Here is a 17,579-nt window from a genome sequence, read left to right as displayed (position 1 = left end):
AGGAAAAGACCGGAACTGTCACTGCCTGCACCTAACGGTGCGACAATCGCCGATGAAACGTCTCACCAGTGCGAATCTGACCTCTACCGTGTCTTGCGGGATTGCTGCACCCGAGAGTACGGTTCTCATAATCGGAAGGACGATTCTTAATGCATGACCGGCAGGTGTGGAGTTGAAGAACGCTGTCGTGACCGGAGGGGGCTCCGGCATCGGGCAGGCAGTGGCGCACCGGTTGCGCGCCGACGGCATGAATGTGGCGATTCTGGACCTCAATCCGTCGGACGCTGACAACTCGTACGTCGCCGACGTCACCGACCGCGCTCAGGTCGACGCCGCCCTCGATGCCGTGCGCGCCCAGCTCGGTCCGGTGACGGTTCTGGTGAACGCCGCGGGGCTGGAGAAGTTCAAGCGATTCACCGACGTCTCGTTCGAGGAGTGGCAGCGGGTCGTCGACGTGAATCTCAACGGGGTCTTCCACTGCATCCAGGCGGTGCTGCCCGACATGATCGAGGCCGGCTGGGGGCGGATCGTCAACATCTCGTCGTCGAGCACGCATTCCGGCCAGCCGTTCATGTCCCCGTATGTAGCGGCCAAGTCTGCGGTCAACGGGCTCACCAAGTCGCTGGCCCTGGAGTACGGCCCCAGCGGAATCACCGTGAACGCGGTGCCGCCCGGCTTCATCGACACGCCGATGCTGCGGAAGTCCGAGGAGCGCGGCTACCTCACCGTCCAGCAGAGCATCGACTCGACGCCGGTGCGGCGCATCGGCAGGCCCGAGGACATCGCGGCCGCCTGCGCGTTCCTGATCTCCGAGGAGGCCGGCTACATCACGGGTCAGATCCTGGGCGTCAACGGCGGCCGGAACACGTAACCAAGAACCAGCCAGATCGAAAGGACATCTCAGTGGGACGAGTACAGGGAAAGGTCGCCTTCGTCACCGGTGCGGCGCGCGGGCAGGGCCGCAGTCATGCCATCCGGTTGGCCGAAGAGGGCGCCGACATCATCGCCGTCGACCGGTGTGAAGATTTCGCGACGGTCGGCTACCCGATGGCCACACCGGAGGACCTGGAGGAGACGGCGCAGTTCGTCGAGAAGACGGGACAGCGCGTCGTCACCGCGCAGGTCGATGTGAGTGACGCCGCGCAGCTGAAGCACGCGCTCGAAGCGGGTGTTTCGGAGCTCGGCGGGCTCGACATCGTCGTCACGTCGGCCGGAATCGCGGGCATGAAGGGCTCGGGTGACATGGCGGCCTGGGTCGACGTCATGAACACCAACCTGATCGGCACGATGAATGCCATCCATTTGGCACTCCCACACCTCCGCGAAGGTGCGTCGATCATCGCCACCGGATCCACCGCGGCCCTGATGGACGTCAGCAAGAACGACAACCCGGGAACCGATCCCGGTGGCGCCGCGTATCTCCATTCGAAGCGCCTGTTGTCGCAGTATGTCCACAACCTCGCGGCAGAACTCGCGCCACGAGGCATCCGCGCGAACGTGATTCACCCGACGAACTGCAACACTCCGATGCTGCAGAGCGAGCCGATGTACAAGTCGTTCCGTCCCGACCTGGAGCACCCGACGAAGGCGGACGCCGAACCCGTGTTCTACGTCCAGCAGGCGATGAAGGTGCCTTGGATCGAACCCGAGGACATCAGCAACATGGTGCTTTTCCTGGCATCGGAGGAGGCCCGTTACATCACCGGCACCCAGCAGCGCGTCGACGCCGGCGGATACCTGAAGTGGTACGACTACCACATCTGAGAAGGGGACACGGTGAAGGTTTTCGTCGACTCGGGACGCTGTCAGGGCCACACGCTGTGCTCGATGATCGCGCCAGATTCCTTCGAGCTCAGCGATATTGACGGCACCGCCTCACCGGTGCACGAGGTGGTGCCGCCCGACCAGGAGGACGCGGTACGCGAAGCCGTGCAGTCGTGCCCCGAGCAGGCCATCTCGATCGAAGAGTGAGACAACCGGCGCCGGCCGAGCCGGCAATTCAGCCCAAAGTGCAGGGAGACAAGTCTTGAGTGTCGACGACATCCGCGCCGCCGACAACGAGCGGAAGAAGAATCGGTATCACTTCGACCGGCACACGCCGGAGTATCGGGTGCAGTTCGAGAAGATCACCGAAGAGATGCAGTCCAAGTGCCCGATGGCCTGGACCGACGTCTACGACGGACATTGGGTTGCCGCCGACAGCAAGCACGTGTTCGAGTTGGCGCGCTGTCCGGTGGTGTCCAACGATCACGATATCAACGGAGAGCGCAAGGGCTATCAGGGAATAACGATCCCGAAGGCGCAACGAGCCACGGTCGTGCGGGGCGGCATTCTGGAGATGGACGAGCCGGAGCACAGCATCTATCGCGGCGCGTTGAACCCCTACCTCTCCCCTGCCGCGGTCCGGCGATGGCAACCGTTCGTCGACGAGATCACCCGGGCGGCCCTCGACGAGAAGATCGAGTCGGGCCGCATCGACTTCGTCGACGACCTGGCCAACATCGTGCCCGCGGTGCTGACGCTGGCGATGATGGGCATCGAGCTGAAAAAGTGGCCGGTCTACAGCGAGCCCGCGCACCTCTCGGTATCCACCCCGGAGCATTCGCCCGACGCCGCACGCGTCGCCGAGATGAACCGCCAGATGGGTATCGACATGATCACCACGATGATGGAGGTCCGCGAGAACCCGCGGCCCGGGTTGATCAACGCGTTGCTGCAACTGCGTATCGACGGTGAACCGGCTCCTGACCTGGAGATCCTCGGCAATCTCGGGTTGATCATCGGCGGCGGCTTCGACACCACCACCGCGCTCACCGCGCACTCGCTGGAGTGGCTGTCGGAGAACCCGGACCAGCGCGAGCTGCTCAGCCGCGAACGCGACGCCTTACTGGACCCGGCCACCGAGGAGTTCCTACGCTTCTACACGCCCGCACCGGGCGACGGCCGCACCTTCGCCGACGATGTCGAGGTCGAGGGTACGAAGTTCAAAGAAGGCGAGCGACTTTGGATTTCGTGGGCCATGGCCAACCGCGACCCGTCGGTCTTCGAAAAGCCCAACGAGCTCATCATGGACCGGAAGGGCAACCGTCACTTCAGCTTCGGGATCGGTGTCCACCGTTGCGTGGGCTCCAACGTCGCCCGCACGGTCTTCAAGTCGATGCTGACCGCTGTGCTGGACCGCATGCCCGACTACGTCTGTGACCCCGAGGGCACCGAACACTACGAGACCATCGGTGTCATCCAGGGCATGAAGCACCTGCCGGCGACGTTCACGCCGGGCAAGCCACTGGGTCCGGGACTGGACGAGACGCTGGAGAAACTTCAGCGGATCTGCGATGAACAGCAGCCGGCCCGACCCATCACCGAACACAAGGAAGCTGTCGTCATCGACTGATCTCCGACCGAGATCGTCAGCGAGGTGGTTTGATGAGCACCGGCAAAGCAATTGGGAGGACACGATGAAGCCCATCAAGGTCCTGACCGCGGCGATAGCGGCCGCCTTCATGGCGCTCGCCACAACCGTCGCGCCTCCGGCGCAAGCGTTTCTGCACCCCGGTAACTTCGACCTCCTCACCAACAGGTACGACCGGGCGTCGTGGTTCTGGTTCATCGCGAGGTGCAGTCCCGATGCGACTCCGGATTGCCGGTATATCAGCGCGGCGCCGCGGTTGAAGTTCTACGCGTATTACCAGGGCAACGCCTACCTAGCCAATGGCCAGTGGACGCTGAAGGTCGAGGTACCCGACGGTCTGCGCTGCCCCGGCTACAACCTCCCCACCCACGAGACCTATGTGTGGGACGACAACACGCTGGTGGGAACGATCAATTCGGCGTATGACGTCGGCTGTTTCAACGGCCCGCCAGGAAATCAATTCTGGACGTTCAAGCTCCAGCGCCTCTAGTAGCGCTGCCGAATTCCGTTGAAACGCGCCCACATCTGCGCGACGCGCTCGGCGGCGGTGACGGTCACGGTGTCGGGCGACAGCGCATCGGCGAGCTGCGCGCGCTTGACCACCCGGGTGTGCAGCTCGGCCGGATCGCCCTCCAGCATGTGCCGGTAGGTGATGTTGCCTCGCTCGAATCCCTGAGTGTCGATCCAGTTGTGATATCCCGGATCGTCGTGCGCCAGGACCAGCCGCACCTTGCCGTCGCTGTCCACCGCGGTGCGGCTCGGCGTGTAGCTCACCGGCCGATAGAGATAGTCCATGCTGTTGAAGAACGCGCCCATGTTGGTGAACATCCACAAGCCGTCATGGGCGTCGAACTCGATGATGAGCGCCTCGTCGGCGGCCAGTACCCAATGCATATTGGTCGCGGCACGGCCGCGTTTCGCATCGGCTTCGGTCGCGCCGGCGGTTGGGAAGCGGTTGGGATTGGCAGCGTCCACCCCGCCGTAGCGGAATGGGAACTCCGGCCAGTCGTCCATCAGGCCGGTGACGAATTCACCCGCCCAGCCCATCGCGTCGATCATCGACTCAGGAGTCGGCGGAGGCTTGGGAGCAGCCATGCCGACACGTTCTATTTGTAGGCGAGCAGGCCGCTCGTCCCAGGAATCGAAACCCTGGCGGATGAACAGCTTTCGTGAGCCGGCTGTGGTGGGCAGCCAATTCGCGCCACGCTGTTCGCCGCCGACGTGGACCTCGAAGCTGCCGTCGGGTTCAACGGTGAGCTCGTGGCCGAACAGATTGGCCTCCGGGACGTCGCCGAATGGTTCGTGGAGTACGCCAGGACCGTCGGGGCGCGGTCCCTGCACGGTGAAGTTGAGAAACCGTGCCGTGCCACGATTCCCGACGACGCGATACGCCGATTCGCCGTCGATCCACGCCTGCTGATAGACGAAGTCGGCGCAGTCGCCGCCGAGCTTGCGGGTGGGATTGCAGAACGTATGAATCGCCGGATAGCGAGTGTCCCTGGTCTCCAGCGCCAGATCGAAGGCCTGGCCGAGGTTCTGAGTCAGGAACCGCAAGCCGTCGGCCCGCTGCAGACCCAAGCTGGGGTTCAGGTCCTTGAAGACCCGTGCGCCGGCCAACTTGAGACGGTCGCAGAAGTCGATCCACGCGGCGTGCAGCGCGGCGTCATCAGAACCGTCTCCAAGCGCCATCGTTATCCCCTACGCGCCAAGTCGCTTCAGCAATGTGGATACCGTTTCGCAGCCGCGACGTACTGCCTCGAAACGGCCCTCGGCCTCGATTCGCGGGCCGATCAACTCCAGATCGAAGCCATGGTGGTAGCCGCCGGCGAGTACCTGCCGGATGAACGGCTCGATCGGGATCGTCCCGTCGCCCGGGACGGCGCGGGCCGGTAGTGCCCGGTCACCGAGGACGTAGTCGCTGAGCTGAATTTGCAGCGTCCGCGGCAGCGCGCGTTCGACGAGACCGCCGAGGTCGGCCTCGGCCCAACAGTGAAACAAGTCGATACAGACACCGATGTCCGCCATCTCGGCCAGTGTGATCGTGTCGCGCAGGGTGTGCGCGATGTGGATGTCCGCGTAGAGAGCGGATGCGTTTTCGATGGCGAGTGCCACGCCGGCCTGCTGCGCCTCCCCCAGGCACGGAGCGACCTCCGCGCAGAAGCGTTCGGCGGCCTGGCCCCAGTCCAATGCACCTCGACCGCCTGTCAGCATGTACACCACGCGAGTTCCGAGAGCGGCGGCGGTCTCGATGACGCGGGACAACCCGTCGCCGGACTCGAACAGGTGATACACGGTGTCGACCGAGTAGCCGTGTCGCTCGATGAGCGGCACCAGACCGGGTTCACCCAGCTGGGAATCGATCAGGCTCAGCCGGGTGAGTCCGAGTGCGGCCCACATCGAATGTTGCTCGACGAGCGGCGTGCCGAGAAACGTCACACTGTGCACCGATAGCCGACTATGCACGCTTACCTCCGCTGTTCGATTGCGACACCGAATCGATCACGGAAAGGCCGGAATTCTTCGTGCAACGCCTCGAGATCCACACCGATGTCGGTGAGCAGTTTGGTCGAATAGCGGAACTTCCCGTGCCGGTCACCCGGGTTGTTCTCCAGGTAGGCGCGCATCTCCGTTCGGGCACCGGCGCTCAGGGTCTGGCCGCGGAATTCGTGGTAACGGGCGACGGTGCCGACGGGGTCGGCGAGGAAGTCGGTGTAGCGCACGTGCAGGATCCGGGGATCGTCGGTGAGCGGGTTGGTCATGGTGTTGGCGATGCTTGCCCGCGTCAACTCGAGATGCATTTTCGCCGCCTGCTGTAGGTCGATCGGGCCGACGATGCCTTCGAGGATGTCGGCCATCATCATCGTGCGCGACGCGGCGACCTGCACGGGGTCTCGGTGCAGCCACAGCAGGGTCGCGTCCGAATAGCAGTTGAAGAACTCCCGCAGACGAAAGCCATGAAACCCCTTCAGAACCCACTGCTTGCGCGGACGCCCGTACTGGAACTGTTGCAGCATCGCCTTGTGAATGCGGTACTGCGCGGCGTCGTCGGTGGGCAGACCCCCGACCACCGTCTGCATCGGAACCCGCCACCACGCGGTCGGTGTCATCACGCGGAAGTCGAAGGCCCAGGTGCGTTCGTCCTCGGGCAATCCGTCGCCGAGCATGTCGTTGTAGGGATGGCTGTGCAGCCATTTCGGCATCTGTGCGTTGATCTCGCGCCAGTCGGCATCGGCGCGCGCCCGGCGGGGGTCGTCATCGCCGGTGATTCCGGGCGGCGGGGACGGATACATCACCTCCCAGAACCGCAGCGCTCGCGCGTCGGGATCCACCGACATCAGGGCGTGCATCAGGGTGGTGCCCGAGCGCGGTTCGCCGGTCACGAACATGGGCCGCTCGATCACTTCGTCGGCGATCGGATACCGGTTTCGGTCCTCGAAGAACTCCAGTCGCGAGGTGAGCAGCCAGTGGCATACGTCCTCGGCCCGCGCCCTACCGTCGGCGTCCAAGCCGATGCCGTTGAGAAGGTCGACGGCCGTGGCGAATCGCTGTGGCAGCGTGTCGTCGCCGTAGTCCGTCAGGCCGGTGCTGCCCTGCGCCCGGTTCAGCATGTCCCGCGCGTTAAGCGCACGGTTCATCGCGTCGAGCGCGCCACTCACCGGACGTCTCCGCACAGGCGCATCAGTTCGTCCTCGACGTCGCGCACGTTCTCCGCGGACGCGGCGGAGTACGCGAGTCCGGCCATACCGCCATAGTCCAGGATCTTGGGCACGCGAAGACCCGCGTCGACATAGTTCTTGATCTCCTGCGCCACCTGCTTCGGCGTGCCGTGCGGGACAACGGCGAGAATCGATTCGGGCTCGACCCGGTCGAGAAACTCGACGACGCGCTCGCGGGTCAGTGTCGCGGGGTCGATGTCCTGGTAGCCACGCCAGTGCTCCCCCATCGGATGTTCGAAGCCGAGGCTGCGCAGGAGTTCGGCGGATACCTGCAGGAGGAACGCCTTGACGAGCGGCGCGTCCACAATCTCGGCGAGGGTGGCGGCGTCGCGGCCGATCAGGCAGACCTGGATGTAACACGGCGTGATGGCCATCGGATCGCGGCCGGCCCGCTCCGCCGAAGCCCTTACGGTGGCGAGCTTTTGGGCGTAGTCGTCGGGATCCCAGGCGCCGGTGGGCCACCACCCGTCGGCGTAGCGGCCGACGATCTCCAGGGTTCGCGGCCCGCTTGCTCCGATCCAGATCGGCGGGGTGACACCCTGGTACGGCTCGGTGTCGAGCCGGGCATGGCGTAGGTGGTAGAACTGCCCGTCGAAATCGACCGGGCCGTCGCTGTCCCAGAGCAGCCGAATGACGTGCAGCGCCTCTTCGAATCGGCTGACCGGTTTGGTGAAGTCGAATCCGTAGGGCACGGTGTTCTCGGTCTCGCCGCTGCCCAGGCCGAGCACGAAACGGCCCTCGGCGAGGTGGTCGATGGTGAGCGCGCTCTGTGCGAGCAGCGCCGGATGACGGCGCACGGTATCGATCACGCTGGTGACCAGCGGTACGTTCTCGGTCAGCACTGCCGCCGCCGCGGCCACCGCCATGGCGTCGAGGTGGCGGTGCGGTGACGGGGAAACCGTTGCCAGGTCGGTGAATTCAGGGCTCCAGATCGAGTCGGGCCAAAAGCTGACCATGTGATCGGGCAGCCATATCGAGTGGTAACGGCCGCTGTCGAGCTGCGTCAGTACCGAGAGGTCCAGCGGAAGTGTGGTCCGCAGGTACGCAGCGGGCTGGACCTTCACAGCCAGCCGACCTCACGCAGGAACGGTTGCGTGTGAGCGATACGGCCGGTCAGCGTTTTCGGATCGCCCGTGCACAACACGAAGGCCGTCTGCGTGATGAGCTCGATGTCTTCGGTGTCGGTCTTGGCGAGGTCGAGTGCACCCGCGCCTTCGGTGGCGACGGGGTTGGACGGTGCTGCGGCGTTCACGGCGATGCCGTCGTCGTACAGCTCGGCCGCAAGGCTTTTCGTCAACCGGTTGAGTGCGGCCTTCGCTGTGCCGTAGATGCCGAAACCCGCCTCGCGATCGAACGCGGAGAACGGCGGTCCGTCAGGCAGATCGCCGCCGACGGAGGTCACGTTCAGGACCCACCCCCGCTTCCGCTCGCGCATTGCGGGGATCGCCATTTGGGTGAGGTGCAGCGGGGCCAGCACGTGCATCTCCATCATCAGACGGACGCGACGGTCGGGGAATTCGTCGAGTGGCCGCAGGAATGTGACGGCCGCGTTGTTGACCAGAATGTCGGGAGCGCCGACCTTCTCCACGACTTCGCTGAACAGTCGGTCGCGGTCTTCGGGTTTGGCGAGGTCGGCGGCGACGGTGATCGCCGATCCGCCCGATTGTTCGATTTCCGCCAGCGTCTGGCTGAGGGAACCTTGATATTTCGGGTCGGGTTCGGCGGTGCGTGCGGTGAGGGCGACGGTGGCCCCCTCTGCCGCCAGACGCTTCGCGATGGCCTTGCCCAACCCGCGGCTGGTGCCGGTGACCAGGGCCACCTTGCCGTCACACGTCATCGTGGCCTCCTAGGTACGCGCAATGCCTGCGAGCTTGTCGGCGAACTTCGCTTCCGCGGCTTCCCGCAGCCGCAGCAGGTGCTCGGACGGGAATGAGTCGGGTGCAGGCTTGACGTCCTTGAGTAACAGCCGCGCCAGTGTCACCTTGTGCACCTCGGTCGGCCCGTCGGCCAGCCCGAGCACGAACGATTCCGTCATGTACTGCACGAACGGCATCTCATGGGAGGTGCCCAGCGATCCGTGCAGTTGAAGGGCGCGCGCCGAGACGTCATGCAGCACCTTCTGCATCATCGCCTTCACCGCCGAGATATCGCCGCGTACCGCTTTGTAGTCGTTGTATTTGTCGATTTTCCAGGCGGTTTGGAGGGTCAGCAGGCGGTAGGCCTCGATTTCCATCCAGGAGTCGGCGATCATTTCCTGCACCATCTGTTTGTTGGCGAGCAGCTCTCCCTGCGTGTAACGCGAGACGGCCCGCTCGGTGAGCATGTCGAAGATTCGCCGCACGAGTCCGACTGTGCGCATGGCGTGGTGGATGCGGCCGCCGCCCAGCCTGGTTTGCGCCACCACGAACGCACCACCGCGAGGACCGAGCATGTGGTCGGCGGGTACCCGGACGTTCTCGTACCGCACGTAGCCTTCGCGTCCGCCGCCTGGCGGCTGGTAGCCGAGGCCGACGTCGCGCAGCACGTTGATGCCGGGCGTGTCTCCGGGCACGACGAACATCGAATAGCGTTGGTAGGGCGGCGCGTCGGGATCGGTCATCGCCATCACGATGATGAAGGACGCCATCGACGCGAACGAGGAGTACCACTTCTCACCATTGATCACCCAGTGATCGCCGTCTTGCACTGCCGTGGTGGTGAACACCTTGGGGTCGGCGCCGCCCTGCGGTTCGGTCATCGAGAAGCACGACACGATCCGGTTGTCCAGCAGCGGCTCGAGATACCGTTCCTTGAGTTCCGGTGTGCCGTAGTGCGCGAGAATCTCACTGTTGCCCGAGTCGGGTGCCTGGGACCCGAACACTATCGGTGCGCATTCCGATCGCCCGAGAATCTCGTTGAGCAGCGCGAGTTTCACCTGTCCGTAGCCGGGTCCGCCGAGATGCGGGCCGAGGTGGGTGGCCCACAGACCGCGCTCTTTGACGATCTCCTGCAGTGGCGGGATCAGCGCTTGGCGCACCGGGTCATTGAGGTCGTGCGACTCCTTGACCACGTAGTCGATGGGCTCGCATTCCTCACGGACGAACTGCTCTACCCAGGCCAGCTGCTCCGACCATTCGGGGTCGGTGGAGAAGTCCCACGCCACTATCGAGTACCGCCCTTCTGTACCGCGATCACTTCGGTCGCCGCCGCGCCTCGGCCTCGTCGGTGGCGTGGCTGAGCACCTGGTTGCGATTCTCGAGTTCCAGTGCCGCGCCGAGACCCGTCGCATCGGTGTTGACCTGCAGCGCGCGTTTCGTCAACTGCGTGCCGAAGGGCGGGAGTTCGGCGACGACGCGGGCGATTTCGAGTGCCTGGGGCATCAACTCGTCCGGCTCGACCACCTGGCTGACCAGGCCGCGTCGGTCGGCTTCGGCCGCCGTCACCGTCCGGCCGGTCATCATCCAGTCGGCGGCGACGCTGGTGCCGACGATCCGGGGCAGGTGGTAGCTCATGCCCATTTCGGCACCGGACAACCCCAGCAGGATCGCGCCGTTGCCGAAGGTCGCGGACGTCGAGCAGATCCGGATGTCCGACGACAGGCACAGCGCGAAGCCCGCACCCACGCACGGGCCGTTCACCGCCGCGATGACGGGCTGGGGCAGATTCCAGATCGCCTGTGGCAAAGCGGCCATCGCTTCCTGGAACCGCAATCGGTCGATCGCGGGATCGGAGGCCTCCAGTGCCTGCGGCGAGAAGTTGCGGACATCGATCCCCGAACAGAATCCGCGTCCCTGACCGGTGATCACGACGGCATGGACCGACGCGTCGGAGCCGATGGCGGCGAGCGTCGCGATCAACTCGTCGCGCATCGCCTCGTTGATCGCGTTGAGCTGTTTGGGCCGATTCAGTTGCAGCAGAACAACGCCGACGTGCGGCCGGTCAATGAGCAGCGTCTCAATCACCTGTATCAGCGCCGCGGCAGACCGAGCACCTGCTGCGCGATGATGTTGCGCTGGATCTCGGACGTGCCGCCTGCGATGGTGCCGCCGAAGCTGCGCGCATAGCGCTCGAACCAACTGACGAAGTAGTGGTCGAGATTCATGTGTTCGTATGGTCCGGTTGTGGATGGATGGGTGAGCCCGTCGGCTCCCGCCGCGGTCAATGCGTTCTCGAATGCCTGACGTTCGGCCTCGGAACCGAACAGCTTGAGCACTGAGACCGACGCGGTGTCCATCTCGCCGCGCGCGGCGCGGGCCAACGCCGCCGAACCCATGGCACGCAGCGCCTGATAGTCCATGATCGTCGTCGCGTACTGGTCGCGCTCCAGCTCGGTGCGGGGCCGGAAATCGGCGATCATATTGTCGATTCGGTCGGCGAAGCCGAGCCACATCATGGTTCGTTCGTGGCCGAGGGAGCCGTTGGCGACCGCCCAACCTCCGTTCAGCGGCCCGACGAGGAACTCGGCCGGCACCTTCGCGTCGGTGAAGAACACCTCGTTGAAGTCGAGGTTGTCCTCACCGGTCATGTCGGCGAAGGGCCGGCACACCACGCCGGGAGTATCGGTCGGGATGATCAGCACGCTGATGCCCTTGTGCTTGGGGGCATCGGGATCGGTGCGCACGAAGGTCAACAGGAAGTCGGCGTCGTGTGCGCCCGACGTCCACACCTTCTGACCGTTGACCACGAAGTGGTCACCCTCGGCGACCGCTCGGGTGCGCAGCGACGCCAAGTCGGACCCCGCGCTCGGCTCGCTCATCCCGAGGGAGGCCGTCATCTCCCCGCGCAACACCGGCACCGCCCACCGGTGCTTCTGCTCATCGGAACCGAAGGAGATCAACGACGCCGCAACGATGTTCACGCCCTGCGGGTTGAAGCTGTGGTAGATCCGCCGACGGCACAGTTCGTCGAGATGCACGAATTGTTGCAACACGGTTGCATTGCGGCCACCGAACTCCGGCGGCTGGGAGGGCAGCAACCAGCCGTTGTCGAACAACAGCCGCTGCCAGTCACGCGCCCATTGAGGCATGTGCGACACCGACTTCGGTCGCTCCTGGGTCTCGCTCTCCGAGGGCAGGTGCTCGTCGAGGAACGCCGCGAACTCGGCGCGGAACTCCTCGACATCGGAATCGAACGTCAATTGCATCAGAAGCTCCGGTATTCCGCGGCGATCACAGCGCGATGCTCCGCAGCCCCACCCAGCAGCAGTTCGCCGGCCTTGGCTCGCTTCAGCGCGAATTGCAGGTCGTTCTCCCACGTGAATCCCATGGCGCCGAACAGCTGCAGGCCGTGGCGAAACACCAATGCCTGCGCCTCCCCCGCCGATGCCTTGGCCATTGCCGCGGCAAGCCGGCGACGAGGATCGTCGGCTGCGATTGTCAAGGCAGCGAAGTAGGACAGCGCGCGGGCACGCTCGGTCGCGACGTGCATGTCGACAGCCTTGTGCTGCACGGCCTGAAAGGTTCCGATCGCCACACCGAACTGCTGACGCTGCTTCACGTGCTCGAGCACCAGATCGAGGATGCGTTGGCAGGCGCCGACCGTCGTGATGGCCATGCCGGTGAGGGCCACGTGCCGGGCCTTTTCGGCGTCGACGCGGACGCGGTCGGTGTCGGGGACATGCGCGCCGGCGAAGGTGACCTCCGCGACGTGCAGGACCGGATCGAAGACGTCGCTGCGACGGGTGGCGGCCTCACCGGCGTCGACGACGAAGACCCCGGCCTCGGTGACCACCGCGAGCCTCTCCGCGCGGTCACCGTCGAGTACGTGATGCGCCGTGCCATTCAGGACCCAGCCCTGGGCGTCGCGATGCGCGGTCACCCCGCTGTACACGGCCGTGCCGGCCAGCTGCGGATCGAACCGGTCACCGGCCAGCGGCGCGAACTGGGTCAATGTCGCAAGAAACGGGGTCGGATCGGTGGCGCGGCCCAATTCCTCGGCCACGATCGCGAGTTCGACGGCGTTCTCCGGATCGTTGAGCTCCGTCCACCCCGCGTCGACGTAGGTCTTCCACAGCGGCATGGGGTCTTCGCCGTTCTCGGCGATACCGCGAATGAGCGACGCTGGGCAAGCCTTGGTGACCGCGTCCCGCACGGTCTCCTGCCACAGCCGCTGATCGGCGTCGAATTCCAGTAACACGTGTGGCCTCCCGAGGACCTCGTCATGGGTTGGCACGAGAATAACATTCTCGTTAGATGCTGTAACCGTTCTCTGGATTCGACTACCTCGTTTCACGGCCCGCGCGCCAAGCGACTGACCAGCGCACACCCTGACCTGCGAAGAAGTAAGCGTTTCGCTGGAGAACAAGATTCTTGCCTTTGAAGAACAAGCCTTTACTATGGCTGTATGTCCGGTGCCGGCTCATGTCACAGCCCTTCGCGCGATCCGGCCACCCGGACGGACATCGGAGGCCTTGAGTGAACACACTTCCCGAGGAGAGCCAGCTCGGTAAGACACCCGTGATCGACGCCAGCGTGCACATTTTCAGCAAGTCGAACAAGGACCTGCGCGGCTTCATGCGCGAGCCGTTCAAGAGCCGCGGATTTCCGGACTATGAGATGGATTGGTATGGCGCCCCCGGCGGCGAGTACGCCGCCAATACCGAAGGCGAACGCAGCTATGCCGGATCGGACCCCGAGTTCGTCGGCCAGCAGCTCTTCGAAGAACGCGGCGTCGACATCGCGATCCTGCACCCGATGACGCGGGGCAATATGCCCGACCGCCATCTGGGCACCGCGATCGCGGCGGCGCACAACGAGCTCATGGTGTCGCGCTGGCTTGAGGACAACACCTATGCCGATCGGTTTCGCGGCACCATCCGGGTCAATCCCGACGACATCACCGGCTCGCTGCGCGAAATCGCCAAATACGCCGACCACCCGCGTGTTGTGCAGATCGGGATCCCGCTGCAGTCGCGGGAGCTCTACGGCAAGCCGCAGTTCTGGCCGTTGTGGGAGGCGGCCGTGGCGGCGAATCTTCCGGTCGCCGTGCATATCGAGGTTGGCGCGGGCGTCTCGTTCGCACCGACTCCCAACGGGGTTCCGCGGACATACGAGCACTACGTCAGCTTCATGGCGCTCAACTTTCTGTACCACCTGATGAACCTCATCGTCGAAGGGGTATTCGAGAAGATGCCCACGCTGAAGTTCGTATGGGCCGACGGAGCCGCCGACATGCTGACGCCGTTCATGTGGCGGATGGACTGCTTCGGTCGCCCCCACCTCGAGCAGACTCCGTGGGCGCCGAAGATGCCCAGCGATTACCTGCCCGGCCACACCTACTTCATCCAGGGCGCGATGGACGGGCCCGGCGATGTCGAATTCGCCGGTGAATGGCTTGACTTCACCGGCAAGGACGACATGGTGATGTACGGATCGAGCTACCCGCACTGGCAGCTCAACGAGCTGACGGTGCCCGGTTCGTACTCGGCGGAACAACGCGACAAGCTCTGCTGGCGAAACGCCGCGCAGCTGTATGGCATAGACGTCGGGGCCGGCGTCAGCGCACAGTAAGAGAAGACTTCGTAAGGGAGGCACCATGACGGTCACAGTGAACGAGCGAAAGCCCGCGGCCGAGCGCATCGCGGTTCGCTGCGTCGACTCCGATATGCATCCGACGCCCAGGGCCGGCGAGCTGACCCCGTACATCCCCGAGCCGTGGCGCAGCAAGTATTTCCTGACGCGCCGGGTCGGCGATCAGATCTACTACGACGCACCCGACTACGCACACGCCTATGCGATGCGCCTGGACACGTTCCCGTCGGACGGCAACTTCGCGGGCAGCGACCCCGACCTGGCCTTCAAGCAGCTGATCATGGAGGCCGGCGCCGACATCGCCATCCTCGAGCCGGCCGCCTACCCGGCGCGCTTTCCCGAGGTGAACCATGCGATGAACTGCGCGCTGAACGACTGGCAGGCCAACCACTGGCTGGACAGTCACAACAACTGGCATGAACGCTGGCGAGGTTCCGTGTGCGTTGCGATCGAAACTCCAGACGACGCCGCCCGCGAGATCGACAAATGGGCCGGCCACCCCTATATGGGGCAGGTCCTCATCAAGGCCGAGCCACGCCCGCCGTGGGGCGATCCGAAATACAACCCGATCTGGGAAGCCGCCACCCGCAACGACATCACCGTGAGTTGCCACCTGTCGCGCAGCCACCACGAGGAACTGCCCATCCCGCCCGTCGGATTTCCGAGCTACAACCACGATTTCATGGTCACGTATTCGCTCCTGGCCGCTAATCAGGTGATGAGCATGGTCTTCGACGGGCTGTTCGACCGGTTCCCGACACTGCGAATCGTGTTGGTGGAGCACGCATTCACGTGGATCCTGCCGCTGATGTGGCGCATGGACGCGATCTACGAAGCCCGCAAGTCGTGGCTGGACATCAAGCGCAAGCCGTCGGAGTACGTCAAGGACCACATCAAGTTCACCACCCAGCCGCTGGACTACCCCGAGGACAAGACCGAGTTGACCCGGGCGTTCGAGTGGATGGAGTGCGAGAAGATCCTGCTGTTCAGCAGCGACTACCCGCACTGGACGTTCGACGACCCCCGCTGGCTGGTCAAGCACCTGCCCGAGCACGCCCGTGAGGCGGTGATGTTCCGCAACGGCATCGCGACATACCACCTTCCAGAGACGGTTCCGGCCCTCGAGGGCCAAGTCCGGGTGTTCTGAGTTGGACGAGCAGAAGACGCCCCGGCTTGCGCAAGGGCGCGAACACGTCGTCGCCACCGTCGACGAGATCCCGCCGGGCACACACAAACTGGTACCCATAGGCCGACACGGCGTCGGCGTCTACAACGTCAACGGCACGTTCTACGCCATCGCGAACTACTGCCCGCACGAGGGCGGTCCGCTGTGCTCGGGCCGTCCGCGCGGCCGCACGATCGTCGACGACGACGTTCCGGGCGACGCGGTGATGGTGCGCGACCTCGAATTCATCTACTGCCCTTGGCACCAATGGGGTTTCGAACTGGCGACGGGCACGACCGCGGTCAAACCCGAGTGGAGTATCCGGACCTATCCCGTCCGGATCGTCGGCAACGATGTCATGGTGCAGGCATGACGACAACTGAGTCCTCCGGCCTGCAGCTCAAGCCCGGCGAAAAGATCTTCGAATACAAGGGCGGCCGGGTCGTCTACGAAATTCTTGGCGAAGAAGGTGAATTCATCGCCCTGACACCGGGAGGCCGCTTCAGCAAGGACATCCCGGGGCTGCGGCCGTTGGCGGAGGCGCTGGCCGACGGCGGTTGCCGGGTTCTGCTGTGGGACAGGCCGAACTGTGGCAAGTCGGACGTGCAGTTCTATGGCAAGAGCGAATCACACATGCGCGCCGAGACTCTGCACGCGTTGATCACGGGACTCGACGTCGGGCCGTGCATCATCGCGGGTGGGTCCGGCGGGGCACGCGACTCCATGCTGACGACGATGCTCTACCCCGAGATCGTGCGAAAACTGGTGGTGTGGAACATCGTCGGCGGTGTCTACGGCTCGTTCGTGCTCGGCGGACACTATGTCGTGCCCAGCATCCTGGCCGCCAAGGGTATGGGTGTCGAGGGCCTGCTCCACGTCGCCGAGTGGAAGGAGCGCATCGCCGAGAACCCGGACAACGAGGCGCGGTTCCGGGCACTCGACGTCGACGAGTTTCTCAAGCTGATGCGGCGCTGGCTCAACGCTTTCGTGCCCAAGCCGGGCCAGACCATCCCCGGCGTCGAAGACGAGATGTTCGACAACATCACCATACCGACACTGATCATCCGTGGCGGCGAGAACGATTGGGACCATCCCAAGCGCACCTCGCTGGAGGTGAGCTGCCTGATCAAGGGTTCCAAGTTGATCGACCCGCCATGGCCGGAAGACGCCTGGGAACGCGCCGGTGAGAGGTTCGCCGCCAGCGGCGGGAAGAACTTCTGCCTGTTCGACACCTGGGTGCAGGCCGCGCCCGCGATTCTCGAATTCCTGGACGACTGATGGCGCTAGACAGTGCGGATGTGCACTTCGCAGTTGAGCGACGCCTCCAGGGCGGTGTGGACGCGACTCTCGGGCACCCGCTCGAGGTCGGACTTGTGCAACGTCACATGGATCACGTCCCACCCGTCGTCACCGGCGACGCGTTCGATTTCGCCGGTGAGTCCCAGTCCGGTGAGCACGCCGTGCGCGTCGTCGTCCGTGCCCCTGCTGATGAAAGTCAGCACACCGGGCACCGGTGTCGTACCGAAAGCCTTGGCGCACAAACTCACCGCGATGCGTTCGAGTTCGGCGGCATCCTCACCAGCGATCAACAGCTCGACCTCACGTCGTTGCGGCGGGAGGCCGGCGAGGTTGTTCTCCACCACGTCGACCCCCGCGGCGCCGGCCGATTCGCGGAGGCGTGCCATGCCATCGCTTAACTGTGCGGGCGCGAGTTCGCCGGCCAGATCCACGCCAACGCGCACCACGGCAGTTCTCATGCCCGACAGCCTATCCAGCGG

At 64.7% G+C, this 17,579-nt stretch carries 19 protein-coding genes; 9 read left to right on the top strand and 10 right to left on the bottom strand.

Going from position 1 to position 17,579, the window contains the following annotated elements; translation table 11 throughout:
* The first annotated feature begins 172 nt into the window (after window positions 1-172).
* The 5 genes from BST47_RS11865 (at window position 173) to BST47_RS11845 (ending at window position 3,902) form a co-directional block, all read left to right on the top strand.
* Window positions 173-871: an SDR family NAD(P)-dependent oxidoreductase gene (locus tag BST47_RS11865; RefSeq protein ID WP_083125863.1), complete on the top strand. Its 699-nt coding sequence runs from the start codon at window positions 173-175 to the stop codon at window positions 869-871.
* Window positions 872-903: 32 nt separating this feature from the next.
* Window positions 904-1,764: a mycofactocin-coupled SDR family oxidoreductase gene (locus tag BST47_RS11860; RefSeq protein ID WP_083125736.1), complete on the top strand. Its 861-nt coding sequence runs from the start codon at window positions 904-906 to the stop codon at window positions 1,762-1,764.
* Between the two features lie 12 nt (window positions 1,765-1,776).
* Window positions 1,777-1,971 (top strand): ferredoxin, encoded by a 195-nt coding sequence (locus tag BST47_RS11855; RefSeq protein ID WP_083125735.1) that lies wholly within the window; start codon window positions 1,777-1,779, stop codon window positions 1,969-1,971.
* A 55-nt stretch (window positions 1,972-2,026) separates the two neighbouring features.
* Window positions 2,027-3,394 carry a cytochrome P450 gene (locus BST47_RS11850; RefSeq protein ID WP_083125734.1) on the top strand — a complete coding sequence of 456 codons (1,368 nt, stop codon included), beginning with the start codon at window positions 2,027-2,029 and terminating at the stop codon, window positions 3,392-3,394.
* A 64-nt stretch (window positions 3,395-3,458) separates the two neighbouring features.
* Window positions 3,459-3,902 (top strand): hypothetical protein, encoded by a 444-nt coding sequence (locus BST47_RS11845; RefSeq protein WP_083125733.1) that lies wholly within the window; start codon window positions 3,459-3,461, stop codon window positions 3,900-3,902.
* Here the strand turns inward: BST47_RS11845 and BST47_RS11840 are convergent.
* Genes BST47_RS11840 through BST47_RS11800 form a run of 9 tightly spaced genes read right to left on the bottom strand, consistent with a single transcriptional unit; the run spans window position 3,899 to window position 13,242 of the window.
* A complete protein-coding gene (locus tag BST47_RS11840) occupies window positions 3,899-5,101 on the bottom strand; it encodes a DUF1214 domain-containing protein (RefSeq protein ID WP_083125732.1) in 1,203 nt (400 codons plus the stop codon). The genes BST47_RS11845 and BST47_RS11840 overlap by 4 nt on opposite strands.
* Before the next feature lie 9 nt (window positions 5,102-5,110).
* Window positions 5,111-5,875, bottom strand: coding sequence for a sugar phosphate isomerase/epimerase family protein (locus BST47_RS11835; protein WP_083125731.1), 765 nt, complete (start codon window positions 5,873-5,875; stop codon window positions 5,111-5,113).
* Window positions 5,876-5,877: 2 nt separating this feature from the next.
* Window positions 5,878-7,047, bottom strand: a complete 1,170-nt coding sequence (locus BST47_RS11830; RefSeq protein WP_083125862.1) for a sulfotransferase family protein — start codon at window positions 7,045-7,047, stop codon at window positions 5,878-5,880.
* Window positions 7,048-7,064: 17 nt separating this feature from the next.
* Window positions 7,065-8,192, bottom strand: a complete 1,128-nt coding sequence (locus BST47_RS11825) for an LLM class flavin-dependent oxidoreductase (RefSeq protein ID WP_083125730.1) — start codon at window positions 8,190-8,192, stop codon at window positions 7,065-7,067.
* A complete protein-coding gene (locus tag BST47_RS11820; protein ID WP_083125729.1) occupies window positions 8,189-8,965 on the bottom strand; it encodes an SDR family NAD(P)-dependent oxidoreductase in 777 nt (258 codons plus the stop codon). Before BST47_RS11820 ends, BST47_RS11825 begins: the two co-directional genes overlap by 4 nt.
* A gap of 9 nt (window positions 8,966-8,974) precedes the next feature.
* Window positions 8,975-10,270, bottom strand: a complete 1,296-nt coding sequence (locus BST47_RS11815) for an acyl-CoA dehydrogenase family protein (protein WP_083125728.1) — start codon at window positions 10,268-10,270, stop codon at window positions 8,975-8,977.
* Window positions 10,271-10,298: 28 nt separating this feature from the next.
* The gene (locus BST47_RS11810) at window positions 10,299-11,075 is read right to left on the bottom strand and encodes an enoyl-CoA hydratase/isomerase family protein (RefSeq protein ID WP_207568592.1); all 777 of its coding nucleotides are present in this window, start codon (window positions 11,073-11,075) and stop codon (window positions 10,299-10,301) included.
* The gene (locus BST47_RS11805; protein ID WP_083125726.1) at window positions 11,075-12,250 is read right to left on the bottom strand and encodes an acyl-CoA dehydrogenase family protein; all 1,176 of its coding nucleotides are present in this window, start codon (window positions 12,248-12,250) and stop codon (window positions 11,075-11,077) included. The genes BST47_RS11810 and BST47_RS11805 overlap by 1 nt, the downstream gene beginning before the upstream one ends.
* Window positions 12,250-13,242 (bottom strand): acyl-CoA dehydrogenase family protein, encoded by a 993-nt coding sequence (locus BST47_RS11800; RefSeq protein WP_083125725.1) that lies wholly within the window; start codon window positions 13,240-13,242, stop codon window positions 12,250-12,252. Before BST47_RS11800 ends, BST47_RS11805 begins: the two co-directional genes overlap by 1 nt.
* Before the next feature lie 278 nt (window positions 13,243-13,520).
* On the opposite strand from BST47_RS11800, the gene BST47_RS11795 reads away from it, so the two are divergent.
* Genes BST47_RS11795 through BST47_RS11780 form a run of 4 tightly spaced genes read left to right on the top strand, consistent with a single transcriptional unit; the run spans window position 13,521 to window position 17,079 of the window.
* Window positions 13,521-14,615 carry an amidohydrolase family protein gene (locus BST47_RS11795; RefSeq protein WP_083125724.1) on the top strand — a complete coding sequence of 365 codons (1,095 nt, stop codon included), beginning with the start codon at window positions 13,521-13,523 and terminating at the stop codon, window positions 14,613-14,615.
* Window positions 14,616-14,640: 25 nt separating this feature from the next.
* A complete protein-coding gene (locus tag BST47_RS11790; RefSeq protein ID WP_083125723.1) occupies window positions 14,641-15,783 on the top strand; it encodes an amidohydrolase family protein in 1,143 nt (380 codons plus the stop codon).
* 1 nt (window position 15,784) lies between these two features.
* Window positions 15,785-16,174 (top strand): Rieske (2Fe-2S) protein, encoded by a 390-nt coding sequence (locus BST47_RS11785; protein ID WP_083125722.1) that lies wholly within the window; start codon window positions 15,785-15,787, stop codon window positions 16,172-16,174.
* Entirely contained in the window at window positions 16,171-17,079 is a 909-nt protein-coding gene (locus tag BST47_RS11780) for an alpha/beta fold hydrolase (RefSeq protein ID WP_083125721.1), read from the top strand. Before BST47_RS11785 ends, BST47_RS11780 begins: the two co-directional genes overlap by 4 nt.
* Window positions 17,080-17,084: 5 nt before the next feature.
* Here the strand turns inward: BST47_RS11780 and BST47_RS11775 are convergent, their stop codons facing one another.
* The gene (locus BST47_RS11775; RefSeq protein ID WP_083125720.1) at window positions 17,085-17,558 is read right to left on the bottom strand and encodes a hypothetical protein; all 474 of its coding nucleotides are present in this window, start codon (window positions 17,556-17,558) and stop codon (window positions 17,085-17,087) included.
* Window positions 17,559-17,579: the final 21 nt, after the last annotated feature.

Origin of the sequence: Mycolicibacterium tusciae (assembly GCF_002086795.1) — a bacterium.
Lineage (GTDB): Bacteria > Actinomycetota > Actinomycetes > Mycobacteriales > Mycobacteriaceae > Mycobacterium > Mycobacterium tusciae.
The sequence above is the reverse complement of the archived record's forward strand: the minus strand, read 5'-3'. Positions and strand labels throughout refer to the sequence as shown.